This is a genomic window from Mycobacterium sp. ACS4054, from assembly GCF_001667275.1.
In the GTDB taxonomy this organism is placed as follows: Bacteria; Actinomycetota; Actinomycetes; order Mycobacteriales; family Mycobacteriaceae; genus Mycobacterium.
This window is the reverse complement of sequence record NZ_LZHV01000058.1, coordinates 233,962-247,953: the sequence shown is the minus strand read 5'-3', so window position 1 is coordinate 247,953 and position 13,992 is coordinate 233,962. Positions and strand designations below refer to the sequence as shown.

Below are 13,992 nucleotides of genomic sequence, written 5' to 3'. Positions count from 1 at the left end.
CCCTCACCACACGTACGCGAGGACTTCGCCGCCCACGCCCTGTCTGGCTGCCTGACGATCGGTCAACAGGCCCGAGGAGGTCGAGATGATCGCCACGCCCAGGCCGCCCAAAACGCGCGGCAGGTTGGTGGATTTCGCATACACCCGCAGGCCGGGCTTGGACACCCGCCGCAACCCGGCGATGCTGCGCTCCCGGCTGGGGCCGTACTTGAGCTGGACGACCAGCGACTTGCCGACCCGGGCGTCTTCCGTCCGGTAGTCGGTGATGTAGCCCTCGGCCTTGAGGATCTGGGCGATGTTGGCCTTGATCTTCGAGTGCGGCAACGTCACCTCGTCGTGATACGCCGAATTGGCGTTGCGCAGACGTGTCAAGAAGTCTGCGATCGGGTCCGTCATCGTCATAACGGCTTTGGTACCTTCCTCGCGATGGTTCCCGGTCCGGGCCTGTCGCGCGCCTGTTCTGGGTTGGTCTTGGGGTCTGCTGTTACCAGCTGCTCTTCTGCACGCCGGGCAGTTCGCCCGCGTGCGCCATCTCGCGCAGGCAGATCCTGCACAGGCCGAACTTGCGGAAGACCGCGCGCGGCCGGCCGCACTTGTTGCAGCGCGTGTAGCCGCGCACCGCGAACTTCGGCTTGCGTGCGGCCTTATTGACCAGTGCCTTCTTCGCCATCTGCTCAGTTCTCCTTGAAGGGAAAGCCGAGGGCCCGCAACAGCGCTCGTCCTTCGTCGTCGGTTGTCGCCGAGGTGACGACGTTGATGTCCATGCCGCGGACCCGGTCGATCTTGTCCACGTCGATCTCGTGGAACACCGACTGCTCGGCCAGGCCGAAGGTGTAGTTGCCGACACCGTCGAACTGCTTGGGCGACAGTCCGCGGAAGTCGCGGATACGCGGCAGCGCGATCGAGGTGAGGCGGTCCAGGAACTCCCACATGCGGTCGCCACGCAGGGTGACCCGCGCGCCGATCGGCATGCCCTCACGCAGTTTGAACTGCGCGATCGACTTGCGCGCGCGACGGATCTCGGGGCGCTGCCCGGTGATCAGGCTCAGGTCGTTGACCGCGCCATTGATCAGTTTCGCGTCGCGTGCCGCGTCGCCGACACCCATGTTGACGACGACCTTGGTCACCGTCGGGATCTGCATGACGTTGGCGTAGCCGAACTGCTGCTGCAGCGAATCGCGAATCTCGTTGCGGTAGCGCTCTTTCAGGCGCGGCTGCACTTTTTCTGCTGTGGTCATGGCCTCAGATGTCCTTGCCGTTGCGCTTGGAGATGCGGACCCGCTTGCCGGTCTCCTCGTCGACGCGGTAGCCGACGCGAGCGGGCTTTCCGTCGGAGTCGACCACCATCACGTTGGAGACGTGGATCGGGGCTTCCTGCGTGACGATTCCGCCCGACTGCGCCCCGCGCTGGTTGGTCGAGATCGCCGTGTGCTTCTTGATCCGGTTGACGCCTTCGACCAGCACGCGGTTGCGGTCGGGGTAGGCCTGCAGCACCTTGCCCTTGGCGCCCTTGTCCTTGCCGGCGATGACCAACACGGTGTCGCCCTTGCGGACCTTCATTTACAAAACCTCCGGGGCGAGCGAGATGATCTTCATGAACCGCTTCTCGCGCAGCTCGCGGCCGACGGGGCCGAAAATGCGCGTGCCGCGCGGGTCGTTGTCCGGCTTGATGATCACCGCGGCGTTCTCGTCGAACTTGATGTAGCTGCCGTCCGGGCGGCGGCGCTCCTTGACCGTGCGCACCACGACGGCCTTGACGACATCCCCGCGCTTGACGTTGCCGCCGGGGATGGCGTCCTTCACGGTGGCGACGATGACGTCACCGATACCGGCGTAGCGTCGCGACGAACCGCCGAGCACCCGGATGCACAAGATCTCCTTGGCGCCGGTGTTGTCGGCGACCTTCAGCCGCGATTCCTGCTGAATCACTCGATCTCCTGACCTGGTTGCGTGTGCACGGCAGGAGGCAAGCCACAGCCCACCAAAAAACCTGACATGCGCGGTCTTTGTCACCGAAAGGCACGCGGGGCCGATTCGCACCGGCCGAGGTCTGCCCAAGGCAACCCCTAGAGTCTAGGGGACGACCAGCTCAGAGCCAAATTCGCGACCGAAGCGGGAGCGACCTGGCCGCGAGGCGGCTTCAGCGAGCGGTTTCCCCGATTCTCCGGATATCGGCGAGGTGGTGCACGCCCTCGTGCATCGCCTGGCGAACCAGCCAGCGGGCGGTGCGCCGCTCCCCCGGTAACCGGGTCCCGGTGCGGTCCCAACCGTCGTCCGCGATGCGCGCGACTTCGTCGCGAAATCCCGCCGCGGCGGCCGCCAGCTCGCCCAGCGTGGCGTCGATGTCGCAGTCGTTGTAGCGGAAGCGGCGGGCCCGCAGGTCGTTGAGCATCGGCTCCCACGCGGGCCGATCCTCGGTGCGGACGCGGTGCAGCCGGATGGTGAAGCTGACGTAGACGTCGCGCAGATGGCAGAGGTACTCGGCGACCGACCACACACCGGCGCCGGGCCGCGCGCGTCGAGCGTCGGGCGGGATCGCGGACACGGCCTCCCGCACCCTGTCCGGCAGGGCGGCGATGACGCCGACCGCTTCGCCGGGCGGGGTGTCGGAATAGCTGAGCCCACAGTCGGCGCAGACGTAATTTTCGCCGGCCAAGGGCGGCAGCGACGCGGACATGGAGCAATCATCCTGTGTCTGTGCGGAAACCGCCGCGGGAAATCCCGGCCGGGCGTTAAGATTTCGCCCATGACCAGGGGGAAGAAGGTTCTGTTCGCGCTGCTGCTGGCGTTCGCCGTCTCGACGACATCGGTGAGTTGCACACCCACCGTGATCACCTGCCCCGCGGGCGGCGGCCCGGTCGGCTGCTGATCGCGACCGCCGCTTTAGAAGGGCGGTGGCTCGTCGTCGTCGCCGGTGGCGTCGCGTGGCCGGTATCGGGCGGTGGTGCGCGCTCGGCGGTTGGATCTGCGCTCGGTGGCGACCCGGTAGGCGCGGTCCTGGCCGCGGGTGCGGCGTCGACGGGGCATCATCGCGGCGCGTTCGGCGCAGTAGTCCGGCGGGTCGGCTTCGGGAGCGGCGATCGCCCCGGTGGCCGCGCACAGGCTGGGGAACAGCAGCGCGCTGCCCGGTGTGGTGACGTAGGTGCGCCCGGCCGGGGAGGTCAGGATCAGCGTGCCGTCGGGCAGCTGCTTTTCGCGCCAGCCCCAAAACGTCTTCACCAAATGATGCGCGCGGCAGTAGCACTTGAGGTTGCTCGCGTGGGTGGGCCCACCAGCGGCGTGGGGAACGGTGTGGTCGATGTCGCAGGCCACCGCCGGGCAATCGCAGCCCGGCCAGCGGCAGGTCAGATCCCGGCAACGCACGAAATCGGCCAGCGCCTGCGAGGGCACATAGCCGGGCTCGGGCGGCGCATCCCCGGGATGGACCAGCGGCACCAGCGTGGCCGAGGCGGCCAGCTCGGCGATCAGCGCCGGCGGGATCAGCCCGTCCGCCCGCAGTTCGCAGGCCGGCGCCGCGCCGCGGCCGTCGAGGGTGGCCTGCTCGGCGATCACATGGATCAACACCGGCCCGGCCGGCGCCCGGGCGCCGGCGGCACAATCCGGTCGCCCGCACCGGCATCCCAGCCGGTCGGCCCCGGCGGCCAGCGCCCCCAGCGCATCGGCGCGGCGCTGCTCACGTGTGCGGGGATCGTCGCCGCACACGCTGACCGCCAACGCGGAAAGCCGCGCGTCCAGGGCGTGGGCGTCCGGGCTTAACAGCACGCCCTCGAGGCGGGCCAGCCCGTCCCCCATTTCGCCGATCCACACCTCGCGCCCCGCCGCGCGCTCGCGGCGCCGGCGCACCGCATCGGCGTCGGCTCTCGCCACGATCTTGTCCACCTGCGCGCCCAGCCGCGCCGAGGTCATCGACGGCCAGCGCGCCACCCGGGCGGCCAATTGCTCGTCCACACTGGCCATCACGTCGGGGTCGGTGATCAGATCGGTCCGGTACACCATGGTTTGCACCATCCGGAAATCGATGTCCCCGGCGGCGAAGACCTCGGCGACCCTGGGCAGCCGCTCGCGCAGCGCCCGGGCGTAGCGCACCCGGCTGGCCGCCAATCCCGGGCCGATCCGCAGCTCCGCGGCCACCTCGGCGGCCACCGCCGCCTCGGTGTCCACCGCCCAGTCCGCACGCTCCCCGCCCCGGGACAACCGGTAGGCGAACAGCTTCCCGATCGCCGCCAGCTGCCCGGCCGCCGCCCGATTCTCGCTCCGGGCGCATTCGCGCGCGGCGGCGAGGAACCCGGACGACTCGGCCGTCTTCGATGGGTACCGCCGCTCGAAGTGCTCGTCGAGGCCCGCGATCACCTCGGGCGACACCTTCGAATCGAACATATGTTCGAGTATGCCACCGGGCTCCGACAAAAGCGGCCCCGGCTAATCCCCCTGCCGTACCCAGGCGAAGATGTACAGGCTCATCGCCGTCACGAGCGCAATCAACACCCACTGCACGATCGCCTGGTCGATCCACGAACCGGGCGGCGGGGCGCCCGGCAGGATATTGCGCAGCGGGACGATGGCGAACAGGTTCGCGGCGTACCAGGTCGCGAACGGCGGCAAGAACTTCCTCCGGCCCAGCGCCATCGGGATGGCCACCAGCAGCGCCAGGGTGGGCAGGCTGATCAGGACCAGGCAGATGCCCAGGTCGAAGATCAGCGGGCCCTTGGCCCTCTTCAGCGTGATGACGACGTTGCCGTTGTCGGTGCCGCGCTGCGTCGGCAGCGCCCCGGGATCGTGGACGCGGTTGACCGTGATGTCCCACCCGTCCAACTCCCCGGTCACCTCGACCCGCGCGGGCACCTTTTTCAGGTTGTCCCCCGACCCGACGAACGCGTCGGCGGAGATCGGCTCGGTCTTGTAGGAGTCGAACGGCCAGTTACCGGGGTCGCCGTGCGCGACGACCGTCGTGCTGAGCTGCGCCGGCGCCTTGCCCTTCGGGTAATGCAGGTCCCCCAGGTCGCTCGTCGGATACAGGCGCACGGCGACGTCTGTGCCCAGCACGTCGAATCGGTTGTCGTACGCCGAAATCCCCGGATAGACAAGCACATTCACAGCGAGGTGCTTCGCGACCGGCTTGAGCTCCTCCACCTGTAGCTGCACGATGGTCGCGTCGCCGCCGCCCTGGCTGAGGTCCAGCGGCGGGAGCGGCCCCTCCGACCGCTCGAGCCAGTGGACCCCGAACAGGGACAGCATGTAGGCCGTCACGACAACCGCCAGGACGGCCACCCCGATCACGATGCGCGGCCGCTTCGCCATGTGTTTGCCGGACGGCGGCGCGGACGCCGGCGGGGCGTCCGACGGGGGCGGCGGCGCGGGCGCGGCGGGGGCCTCGGCGGTCATCGGGAAGCCGATGCGGATTCGGGACGCGTCGAGGGCCACACGTGGTCAGATGCTAGCGAACTCGCGAAGGCCCCGCGCCCCGACGAAAGCCCCGTCACCCCCCGGTCATGCGGCGGTAACCCGCTAGTCGCTTCGACTTCGGGAGACGTCCCCGGGCGCGGACCCGGTTTGCTGTGCGACGCAGCGAAAACCGATGTGGGTGGTCGCGGTGTCCTGTGATTGCGGGGACCGGGCGGCCGGGCGATACCGGTGGCAGTACTCCGGCGCACACAGGTGCGAGCCGCCCTTCAGCGTCTGGCTGACGGCGGGATCCGCGGGACCCACCGGGGCGCAACAGGCCTTCGGCGGCCGGTCGAGGCGGTGGTGCGCGGAGAACTCGGTGGCCGTCCACTCCCAGACATTGCCGATCATGTCCAGCAGACCGAATCCGTTGGGGGGAAACGTTCCAACCGGCGAGGTGCCCACCCAGCCGAGCGCTCCGTCGTTGCGATACGGGAACCGGCCCTGCCAGGTGTTGGCCATCAACCGCCCGTCGGGATTCGGCTCGTCCCCCCACGCGTACGTCGCGGCGCTCCCGCCACGGGCCGCGTACTCCCACTCGGCCTCGGTGGGCAACCGCCGGCCGGCCCAGCGCGCGTAGGCGGCCGCGTCGGGGTAGGCCACCTGCACCACCGGGTGATCGGCCCGACCGGTGAGATCGCTGTCCGGGCCGAACGGGTGTCGCCAGCTCGCACCCGGCACCCAGCGCCACCATTGCCGCCAGTCCCGCAGGTCGACCGGGCCCGGCGTGGGTGCAAAGACCATGGCGCCCGGACGCAGGTCCGCCGGATCGGCACCCGGGTACAGCGCCGGGTCGATCGGCTGCTCGGCGACCGTCAGATAGCCTGTGTCGGAAACGAATTCGGCGAACTGCGCGTTGGTCACCGGGTGCCGCTCCACCGCGAAGGCGGCAACGCTCACGGTGTGGATCGGCGCCTCTTCGGGGTAGAAGGTGGTCGACCCCATGCGGAACGATCCGCCCGTTAAGTCGACCAGCTCGGTGAGCACCCGTTCAGGGTACGAGCACCTCAGTCGGACTGCCGGTACCACGTCAACATGTACAACCCCATCGCGCCGACCAACGCGAGCAGCACCCAGATCACCAGTGCCTGGTCGATCCACGCCCCGGGCGGTGGCGAACCGGGAAGGAAGTTGCGGATCGGTATGACGGCGAAGAGCATCGCGGCGAACCACGTCACGAAGGGCGGCACGAACTTGCGCTTGCCCAAGGCGATCTGGATGGCCACCGCGAAAGCCAGGGCCGGCAGGGCGAACAGGACCAGGCAGATGCCGAGGTCGAAGATCAGCGGCCCCTTGGCCCGGTGCAGCGTGATGACCACGTTGTCGGGCCGATCCGATTCCTGGCTGGCTTCGCCGACGCGCTGCACGCTCACGTCCCACCCGTCCAAGGCCCCGGCGACCTCGACGCGGGCCGGGATGTATTGGCGCGCGTCGCCCTGGCCGACGAGGACGTCGGCGGAGAGCGTATCGGTGCGGTAGGAGTCGAACGGCCAGTTGTTGGGGTCCCCGTGCGCCTCGATCGTGGTGGCGACCTGCGCCGGCGACTTGCCCGCCGGGTATTGCAGGTCGCCCAGGTCGTTGGGCGGATCCATGCGGACCGCGGTGTCGGTCTTCAACACGTCGAGGCGCTTGTCGAACATCGAATCTTCCGGAATGACAAGCACTTTCACGGTCAGACGGTTGGCGATGGTGTCCAGCTTCTCGAGGCGGACCAACACGACGGTGTCGCCGGTCGCGTTCAAGTCCGGCGGCTTGAGCGGCTGCCCTGATCGGGCCAGCAGGTGGAAGCCGAACAGCGTGAGCAGGTAGACCACCAGGAAGCCCAACAGGGTACCGAGCCCGATGAAGAGGCGTCGCCTGGGCTTTTTCGGCGGCGTCTCGGGTGGCGCCGTCGCTGTAGCGGCAGGCGGAGGCGTTGCCGGGGTGGTGGGCTGCTGTTGCGGCGCCGTGTGGTGGGTCATCGTCCAACCTCCGTCGGAATCGACCGGTGCGCCGCTTGGGCGGCACGAGAGGTGATGGTAGCGAACCCTTCGCGTTCGCGCGCCAGAAGAGCAATATGCGAGCTATCAGGTAGGTTGCCGCAACATAGCCGGCGGGAGGCCGCCGGTTAGCGAATCGCCGCCGGTGCGATTCGTCGGCTTGGCGCGCACGCCGGCGTCCCTGTCAGTTCACCCGATGTTTGTTTGCTTGGCTGACGCGGTCGCGGTAAGTCTCGACGTGTGTCGAAACGGGGCCAGCGCCCCAGTGCTCGCCGTCGCCGCCGGGTGGCACGTACACCGTCTGCGCGAACCCGCAGTCCCCAGGAGCCAAGCAACGTGAAGCGCACCCCACCGGCGATCGCCATCGGCCTGCTCGCCGCGGCGGCCGTCGCGGTCTCGGCATGCAGCACCGACCCCCACCCCACCCTGGCGTATGCCGCGGGCGCCAAGGTGGACTGTGGCGGCAAGCAGGCCCTGACGGCCAGCGGCTCGACCGCACAGGCCAACGCCATGACGAAGTTCGTCGCGGCATACGGCAAGGTGTGCGCCGGCCAGACCCTCAATTACACCGCTAACGGGTCGGGTGCGGGGATCAGCGACTTCCTCGCCGGCAAAACGGATTTCGGCGGGTCGGACACGCCGCTGGCCGGAAACCAATACGCCGCGGCCAAGCAACGCTGCGGCGGCGCCGATGCCTGGAACCTGCCCGTGGTGTTCGGGCCGCTTGCGATCACCTACAACCTGGGCTCGGTCGACTCGTTGGTGCTCGACGCGTCGACCATCGCCAAGATCTTCGACGGCACCATCACCCGCTGGGACGACCCGGCCCTCACCACGCTCAACGCGTCCATGCCGGCCGAAGACATCCGGGTCATCTACCGCAGTGACGCGTCGGGGACGACGGACAACTTCCAGTCCTACCTGCAGGCCGCCTCCGGCGGGGCCTGGAACAAGGGCGCGGGCAAGGCGTTCAACGGCGGCGTCGGCACCGGCGCGGCGGGCAACAATGGCACCGCGGCGCTGGTGAAGTCCACCGAGGGCGCGATCAGTTACAACGAGCTGTCTTTCGCTCTGCAGCAAGGGCTTTACGCCGCCGAGATCAAGACCCCGGCGAGCCGCAGGTCGTTACGGCCGGTGCGCATCGGCACCGACACCGTCGGCAAGACCATCACCGGCGCCAAGATCATCGGCAGCGGCAACGACCTGGTGCTCGACATCTCGTCGTTCTACAACCCCGCCCAGCCGGACGTGTACCCGATCGTGTTGGCCACCTACGAGATCGTCTGCTCGAAATATGCGGACCCCGAAACGGCCAAGGCGGTCAAGGCCTTCCTGCAGGCCGCGATCGGTCCCGGCCAGGTCGACCTCGCCCGCAACGGCTACATCCCGCTCTCGCCGGACTTCCAGTCGCGGGTCTCGAGCGCCGTCGACTCGATCAGCGCTGCGGGAGCGACGAATTCGGAGTAACCGCTAGGCCTTGTGCGCGCGCCTGCGGTCGCGTTGCCGCCACCAGCCGTACAGGAAGAGGGCCATCGCGGTGACCAGACCGATCAGGACCCAGAGCACGACGGCCTGGTCGATCCACGACCCGTACGGTGGGCTGCCCGGCAAGATGTTGCGCAGCGGGACAATGGCGAACAGCATCGCGCCGTACCACGTAGTCATGGGCGGCAGGAACGACGTCCTGCCCAGCGCCACCGGGATGGCAACCCACAACGCCAGCACGGGCAGGGCGATGAGCACCAGGCAGATGCCCAGGTCGAAGATCAGCGGACCCTTGGCCCTGTGCAACGTGATGATCACGTTGTCCTGAACGTCGGGGTTGGCGTCCTCGGGGTCGTGGACGCGGGTCACGGTCGCGTCCCAGCCGTCCAGCTTGCCGGTCACTTCCACGCGGGCGGGCGCCTTTTCGCGGTTCTGGCCGGTGCCGGTGAACACGTCGGCCGCGATGACTTCCGTCTTGTAGGAGTCGAACGGCCAGTTGCCGGGGTCGCCGTGGGCCGCCAGCCCGGTGCTGACTTGCGCCGGCGCCTTTCCTACGGGGTACTGCAGGTCGCCCAGATCGTTCTCCGGATACAGCCGCACGGCCGCGTCCGTGGTCAGCACGCCGAAGTTCTTGTCGTACAGCGAATCCTTTGGGTAGACAAGCACATTCACCGTCAAGCGATTGGCGACGGTGTCCAGCTTCTCGAGGTGCACCTGCACCACGCTGTCCTCGGCCTCGAGCTTGCTGAAGTCCACCGGGGGCAACGGGGGTGCCGACTTTGCCAACAGGTGAACGGCGATCAGCGACAGGACGTAGATGACGATGACGGCCACGACAATGCCGAAAGCTATCGCGATTTGCCGGCCCCGGGAGCCGGGGGGGGGGGGCGGCGCGGGAGGCGCCGGGGTCCCGGCGGTCATTTTGGCATCACGCGCCAGATGCTAGCAGGGACAACGGTTTTTCAGGGGATAATGACGGCGAATTGCTGCATGACCGTGGATTTGGCCGCGTCGAATCCGGGCACTTTGCCGGGCCCCTCCAGGTGGACGACCACCAGGTACGCCTGGGTGTTCGTCCAGACGTGGGTGATGCGGTCGGCGAATTCGGTTGCAGGAGGCCCGCCGTCGGTGCCGCTGAGCAGCTGGCTGCTGTAGCCGCAGAACTGGGCCGCGGTGACGGTGACCTTCACTGTCGGCTTCGCCGTTCGCAAGTCGGTGGCGTAGCGCAGGAACGCACCGCCGGGCTCGAGGTCCGTGCGGGCGATGCTGACCCGCACCGACATGCCGTCGGGTCCGGTCGACGTCAGCGCGACGTCACCGCTGCCCGGGGCGGAACTCCAGCCGTCCGGAAGGGCGACCGTGAGCACGGGCGCCACCGGGTCGGCCACCGAGGCCTTGGTCATGGAGCCGCTGGCGGGCGGCGGCGGGAAGCACACCAGCGCATTGGGTGGAATGTGGTCGGGCAGCGTGGTTTCGACGCCGGGCACCGGCTCGGCCGGGTCGGACAGCCGCGTGGTCGAGGTCGTCGACGAGGCGGTCCCACCGATGGCGTTGCCGGCGGTGGTCTTCTCGCATCCCACCGCCGGGAGCGCCAACACGCACAGCGCCAGGGCTTCAGTCGCGCGAAAAGGCAAGCGCAATTTCGGCTTCCACGTCGACGTAGGGCCGACCGGACAGGTCGACGGTGACCTGAGCGATGGTGCCGCCGGTGAAGGTGAACGGCGCCTTATAGCGGCTGGATACCCCGGAGCCGCCGTTGCGCCCGACGGTGATGCCGGCGCCCGCGAGCCCGAACGTACCGGGATGGGTTTGCACGTCCGCGAGCGTGCCGACGACGTCGTCGTCGATGAACAACGTCACGTCGCCGAGCGGCGTGTGACTGTTCGGCACGGTTCCGGTCCGCGTGTAGCTCGCACCGAACAGGTGCCTGCCCAGCGGCACCGCGCCCGACGAGGAGACCTCCTGCTGCCGCTCGCCGAGGAAGTTGTAGACGTAGTGCAGGCGTCCGTCCTGGATGAACAGCACATGCCCGCCGTGGGCCCCGCCCTGTTTGAACAGCACGCCTTCCGCGCCGGTGGTATCGACGGTCACCTCGGCCAGCACCGAGAACGACCTGCCCTGGATTTCGGCGGCCGCACCGATGCTCACGTCCGCGCAGTCGGGATAGTAGACGTAGCTGGACCGCTCGCCGACGAGGTACGGGCGGACCCGAGTCAACGTCTCCATGATGTTCAGGTCCGACAGCGGCAGGCCGTTGTACTTGGCGGCTTCGGAGAACCACAGCGCCTTGAGTTCCTCGAGTTTGTCCGGGTGTTCGGCAGCCAGGTCCCGGCATTGGCTGCGGTCGGCCTCGATGTGGAACAGCTCCCAACGGTCGGCGTCGAAATGCGACCAGCCGGCCGGTGTCGCCGCGTGGATGGTGTTGGCGAACCAGCCCTGGTGCCAGATCCCCCGGGTGCCGAGCATGGAGTAGAACTGGGTCTGCTTGCCGGTGGCAACGCTCGGATCGGCAAGGGCCGCTTTGAAACTCACGCCGTCCAGCGGCTTTTGCGCGATCCCCCGGACGGTCTCGGGCGGCGTCATGCCCAGCAGGTCGTAGACCGTCGGCGTGATGTCACAGACGTTGACGTAGTTGTCCCGAACCTCGCCGTGCGCCGCAATTCCATTGGGCCACGACACGATCGCCGTGTCGGCGATGCCGCCCTCGTGCGACGCATACCGCTTGTACAGCTTGTAGGGGGTGTTGAAGGCCATCGCCCAGCCGATGGGGTAATGGTTGTACGTCTCCGGCCCGCCCAGGTGGTCGAACAGCTTCATGCTTTCTTCCACGGTGTCGATGTAGCCGTTGAAGAACTTGCCCTCGTTCACCGAGCCGTTCGGGCCACCCTCCCCGCTGGCGCCGTTGTCGGAGATCACCACGATCAGGGTGTTGTCCAGCTGGCCGGACTCCTCCAAATAGTCCAGTATTCGGCCGATTTGGGCGTCGGTGTAGCTGAGGAAGCCGGCGAACACCTCGGCCATCCGGGCGAACAGCCGCTTCTCGTCGTCGTTCAGCGAATCCCAGGGCCGCACGGTGTCCTGCAGCGGCCAGGGCTCGCCCTGCGGACCCTTGACGTCCGCGTACGGGTTGACCGGCGACAGCTGCGTCTCCGGCGGGACGATGCCCATCGACTTCTGGTTTTCCAACACGATTTCGCGGTAGGCCTCGTAGCCCATGTCGAAGCGGCCGGCATAGCGGTCCGCCCATTCTTTGAAGACGTGGTGCGGCGCGTGCCCGGCGCCCGGGCACACGTAGCTGAACCACGGCTTGTCCGGCGCGATCACCTTGGCGTCGCGGATGAATTCGATGGTCTTGTCGGCGAGGTCCTTCGACAGGTGGTAGCCGTCCTCCGGTGTGCCGGGCGGGTTGACGGGATGGTTGTCGTACACCAGGTCCGGATACCACTGGTCGGTCTCGCCGCCCAGGAAACCGTAGAACCGTTCGAATCCGCGCGAGGTCGGCCAATGTCGTTTGGTGGACGCCAGATTGGACTCTTCGAGCGGGGTCAGGTGCCACTTGCCGACGCAGTAGGTGTTGTAGCCACGCTCGGCGAGCACCTCGGAGAGCAGCGCGGTGTCGAACGGGATGCGGCCGTTGGCGTTGGGGAACGCGTCGGTGAACTCTTCGATGGTGGCCATGCCGACGGTGGTGGCGTTGCGCCCGGTCAGCAGCGACGCGCGGGTCGGCGAGCACAGCGCCGTCGTGTGGAACTGCGACAGCCGCACACCGCGCTCGGCGATGCGGGTCATGGCGGGCATCTCGACCAGGCCGCCGAAACAGTCCCAGGTGGCGATGCCGGTGTCGTCCCAAACCAAATAGAGGATGTTCGGCGAGTTCTGCGGTGCGGTGGGCGCGGCGTACGGTCCCCAGTCCGGCTCGGAGTCCCGGATATCCAGCTCGATCCTGCCTTGAAAGCCTCGCGAGTCAGTCGACATGCGCCGAGCGTAGCGCCGCCGGGAATTTCCCGATCTTTTTTCGCCGTGCCGCTCCCCGGGGCAAAGCAAAACGCCCGAGACCGTAAGGTCTCGGGCGTTTCGATGTGGCTTAGGGCTACTTGGCCTTCTCCAGGATTTCCACCAGGCGCCACCGCTTGGTCGCCGACGTCGGACGCGTCTCCATCAGCGAGACGCGGTCGCCGATGCCCGCGGTGCTGTTCTCGTCGTGCGCCTTCACCTTCTTGGTGGTGCGGATGATCTTGCCGTACAGCGGGTGACGCACGCGGTCCTCCAGCTCGACCACGATCGTCTTCTGCATCTTGTCGCTGACCACGTAACCGATGCGCACCTTGCGGCGGCCACGCACCTTCGGATTGGCCGGCGTGTGCTTGGCGCCCTTGTCCTTCGCGCCGGCGTCCTTCGCGGCCGCCTTCGGCGCAGCCTTCTTCGCTTCTGCCATCACGATTCCTTACCGTCGGGCCCGGAAGCCAGGCCCAGTTCTCGTTCGCGCAGCACGGTGTAGACGCGTGCGATCTCCTGACGCACCGTGCGCAGCCGGCGGTTGTTGGTGAGCTGCCCGGTCGCCATCTGGAAGCGCAGGTTGAACAGCTCCTCCTTCGACTCGCGCAGACGCTCGGTCAGCTCCTCTTCGGTGAGCTCACGCAGTTCGCCAGGCGAAATTCCCACTGCCATCAGAACTGATCCTCTCGGGTGACGATGCGTGCCTTGATCGGCAACTTGTGGATTGCACGGGTGAGCGCCGCCCGGGCCACCTGCTCGTTGGGGTAGCTCAGCTCGAACAGCACGCGGCCCGGCTTGACGTTGACCACCCACCACTCGGGCGAACCCTTACCGGAACCCATCCGGGTCTCGGCGGGCTTCTTGGTCAGCGGGCGGTCCGGGAAGACGTTGATCCACACCTTGCCGCCACGCTTGATGTGGCGGTTGATCGCGATACGCGCGGACTCGATCTGCCGGTTGGTGACGTAGGCGTGCTCCAGGGCCTGGATGCCGTAGTCACCGAAGTTCACCGCCGTGCCGCCGCTGGCGATGCCGCGCTGGCGGGGGTGGTGTTGCTTGCGGTGTTTAACCCTGCGGGGAATCAACATGA

General features: G+C 67.9%; 18 protein-coding genes. 2 read left to right on the top strand and 16 right to left on the bottom strand.

Annotation, left to right across the window (positions count from 1 at the left end):
- Positions 1–3: 3 nt before the first annotated feature.
- The 6 genes from rpsH to A5730_RS17620 form a co-directional block, all read right to left on the bottom strand.
- Positions 4–402: a 30S ribosomal protein S8 gene (gene rpsH / locus A5730_RS17645; RefSeq protein WP_055401845.1), complete on the bottom strand. Its 399-nt coding sequence runs from the start codon at positions 400–402 to the stop codon at positions 4–6.
- Positions 403–484: 82 nt separating this feature from the next.
- Positions 485–670 carry a type Z 30S ribosomal protein S14 gene (locus A5730_RS17640; RefSeq protein WP_003873499.1) on the bottom strand — a complete coding sequence of 62 codons (186 nt, stop codon included), beginning with the start codon at positions 668–670 and terminating at the stop codon, positions 485–487.
- A gap of 4 nt (positions 671–674) precedes the next feature.
- Positions 675–1,238, bottom strand: a complete 564-nt coding sequence (gene rplE, locus A5730_RS17635) for a 50S ribosomal protein L5 (protein ID WP_055401847.1) — start codon at positions 1,236–1,238, stop codon at positions 675–677.
- A gap of 4 nt (positions 1,239–1,242) precedes the next feature.
- The gene (gene rplX, locus A5730_RS17630; RefSeq protein WP_067820151.1) at positions 1,243–1,560 is read right to left on the bottom strand and encodes a 50S ribosomal protein L24; all 318 of its coding nucleotides are present in this window, start codon (positions 1,558–1,560) and stop codon (positions 1,243–1,245) included.
- Entirely contained in the window at positions 1,561–1,929 is a 369-nt protein-coding gene (gene rplN, locus A5730_RS17625; RefSeq protein WP_003403649.1) for a 50S ribosomal protein L14, read from the bottom strand.
- 211 nt (positions 1,930–2,140) lie between these two features.
- Entirely contained in the window at positions 2,141–2,677 is a 537-nt protein-coding gene (locus tag A5730_RS17620) for a DinB family protein (RefSeq protein WP_067902980.1), read from the bottom strand.
- A gap of 69 nt (positions 2,678–2,746) precedes the next feature.
- Between A5730_RS17620 and A5730_RS25315 the strand changes: the two genes are divergently transcribed.
- Positions 2,747–2,869: a hypothetical protein gene (locus A5730_RS25315; protein ID WP_255353587.1), complete on the top strand. Its 123-nt coding sequence runs from the start codon at positions 2,747–2,749 to the stop codon at positions 2,867–2,869.
- A 14-nt stretch (positions 2,870–2,883) separates the two neighbouring features.
- Here A5730_RS25315 and A5730_RS17615 read toward each other — a convergent pair whose 3' ends face one another.
- The 4 genes from A5730_RS17615 to A5730_RS17600 all read right to left on the bottom strand — a co-directional run bounded on the left by A5730_RS17615 (position 2,884) and on the right by A5730_RS17600 (position 7,403).
- Positions 2,884–4,377, bottom strand: a complete 1,494-nt coding sequence (locus A5730_RS17615; protein WP_067902978.1) for an HNH endonuclease signature motif containing protein — start codon at positions 4,375–4,377, stop codon at positions 2,884–2,886.
- 42 nt (positions 4,378–4,419) lie between these two features.
- On the bottom strand, positions 4,420–5,298 hold the full coding sequence (locus tag A5730_RS17610) for a DUF4436 domain-containing protein (RefSeq protein ID WP_082946889.1): 879 nt from the start codon (positions 5,296–5,298) through the stop codon (positions 4,420–4,422).
- A 207-nt stretch (positions 5,299–5,505) separates the two neighbouring features.
- Positions 5,506–6,429, bottom strand: coding sequence for a formylglycine-generating enzyme family protein (locus tag A5730_RS17605; protein ID WP_067902976.1), 924 nt, complete (start codon positions 6,427–6,429; stop codon positions 5,506–5,508).
- 20 nt (positions 6,430–6,449) lie between these two features.
- Positions 6,450–7,403 (bottom strand): DUF4436 domain-containing protein, encoded by a 954-nt coding sequence (locus A5730_RS17600; protein WP_067902974.1) that lies wholly within the window; start codon positions 7,401–7,403, stop codon positions 6,450–6,452.
- 354 nt (positions 7,404–7,757) lie between these two features.
- On the opposite strand from A5730_RS17600, the gene pstS reads away from it, so the two are divergent.
- Positions 7,758–8,888: a phosphate ABC transporter substrate-binding protein PstS gene (gene pstS / locus A5730_RS17595; protein WP_067902972.1), complete on the top strand. Its 1,131-nt coding sequence runs from the start codon at positions 7,758–7,760 to the stop codon at positions 8,886–8,888.
- A 3-nt stretch (positions 8,889–8,891) separates the two neighbouring features.
- On the opposite strand, the gene A5730_RS17590 is transcribed toward pstS, so the two are convergent.
- From A5730_RS17590 to rplP, 6 genes are all read right to left on the bottom strand, one after another.
- Positions 8,892–9,827 carry a DUF4436 domain-containing protein gene (locus A5730_RS17590; protein ID WP_067902969.1) on the bottom strand — a complete coding sequence of 312 codons (936 nt, stop codon included), beginning with the start codon at positions 9,825–9,827 and terminating at the stop codon, positions 8,892–8,894.
- Positions 9,828–9,868: 41 nt separating this feature from the next.
- A complete protein-coding gene (locus A5730_RS17585; RefSeq protein ID WP_231994706.1) occupies positions 9,869–10,546 on the bottom strand; it encodes a hypothetical protein in 678 nt (225 codons plus the stop codon).
- On the bottom strand, positions 10,521–12,881 hold the full coding sequence (locus A5730_RS17580) for an arylsulfatase (RefSeq protein ID WP_067902967.1): 2,361 nt from the start codon (positions 12,879–12,881) through the stop codon (positions 10,521–10,523). Before A5730_RS17580 ends, A5730_RS17585 begins: the two co-directional genes overlap by 26 nt.
- Before the next feature lie 115 nt (positions 12,882–12,996).
- A complete protein-coding gene (gene rpsQ / locus A5730_RS17575; RefSeq protein WP_067902964.1) occupies positions 12,997–13,341 on the bottom strand; it encodes a 30S ribosomal protein S17 in 345 nt (114 codons plus the stop codon).
- Positions 13,341–13,574 carry a 50S ribosomal protein L29 gene (gene rpmC, locus A5730_RS17570; RefSeq protein ID WP_055401869.1) on the bottom strand — a complete coding sequence of 78 codons (234 nt, stop codon included), beginning with the start codon at positions 13,572–13,574 and terminating at the stop codon, positions 13,341–13,343. The genes rpsQ and rpmC overlap by 1 nt, the downstream gene beginning before the upstream one ends.
- A complete protein-coding gene (rplP, locus tag A5730_RS17565; protein WP_007167840.1) occupies positions 13,574–13,990 on the bottom strand; it encodes a 50S ribosomal protein L16 in 417 nt (138 codons plus the stop codon). The genes rpmC and rplP overlap by 1 nt, the downstream gene beginning before the upstream one ends.
- Positions 13,991–13,992 lie beyond the last annotated feature (2 nt).

Coding starts and splice junctions, on each gene's coding strand:
- A5730_RS17600 (WP_067902974.1), bottom strand. CDS start 7,403: ATGACCCACCACACGGCGCCGCAACAGCAGCCCACCACCCCGGCAACG.
- A5730_RS17615 (WP_067902978.1), bottom strand. CDS start 4,377: ATGTTCGATTCGAAGGTGTCGCCCGAGGTGATCGCGGGCCTCGACGAG.
- rplX (WP_067820151.1), bottom strand. CDS start 1,560: ATGAAGGTCCGCAAGGGCGACACCGTGTTGGTCATCGCCGGCAAGGAC.
- A5730_RS17620 (WP_067902980.1), bottom strand. CDS start 2,677: ATGTCCGCGTCGCTGCCGCCCTTGGCCGGCGAAAATTACGTCTGCGCC.
- A5730_RS17610 (WP_082946889.1), bottom strand. CDS start 5,298: ATGGCGAAGCGGCCGCGCATCGTGATCGGGGTGGCCGTCCTGGCGGTT.
- A5730_RS17580 (WP_067902967.1), bottom strand. CDS start 12,881: ATGTCGACTGACTCGCGAGGCTTTCAAGGCAGGATCGAGCTGGATATC.
- A5730_RS25315 (WP_255353587.1), top strand. CDS start 2,747: ATGACCAGGGGGAAGAAGGTTCTGTTCGCGCTGCTGCTGGCGTTCGCC.
- rpsQ (WP_067902964.1), bottom strand. CDS start 13,341: ATGGCAGAAGCGAAGAAGGCTGCGCCGAAGGCGGCCGCGAAGGACGCC.
- rpmC (WP_055401869.1), bottom strand. CDS start 13,574: ATGGCAGTGGGAATTTCGCCTGGCGAACTGCGTGAGCTCACCGAAGAG.
- rpsH (WP_055401845.1), bottom strand. CDS start 402: ATGACGATGACGGACCCGATCGCAGACTTCTTGACACGTCTGCGCAAC.
- rplP (WP_007167840.1), bottom strand. CDS start 13,990: ATGTTGATTCCCCGCAGGGTTAAACACCGCAAGCAACACCACCCCCGC.
- rplE (WP_055401847.1), bottom strand. CDS start 1,238: ATGACCACAGCAGAAAAAGTGCAGCCGCGCCTGAAAGAGCGCTACCGC.
- A5730_RS17590 (WP_067902969.1), bottom strand. CDS start 9,827: ATGACCGCCGGGACCCCGGCGCCTCCCGCGCCGCCCCCCCCCCCCGGC.
- A5730_RS17640 (WP_003873499.1), bottom strand. CDS start 670: ATGGCGAAGAAGGCACTGGTCAATAAGGCCGCACGCAAGCCGAAGTTC.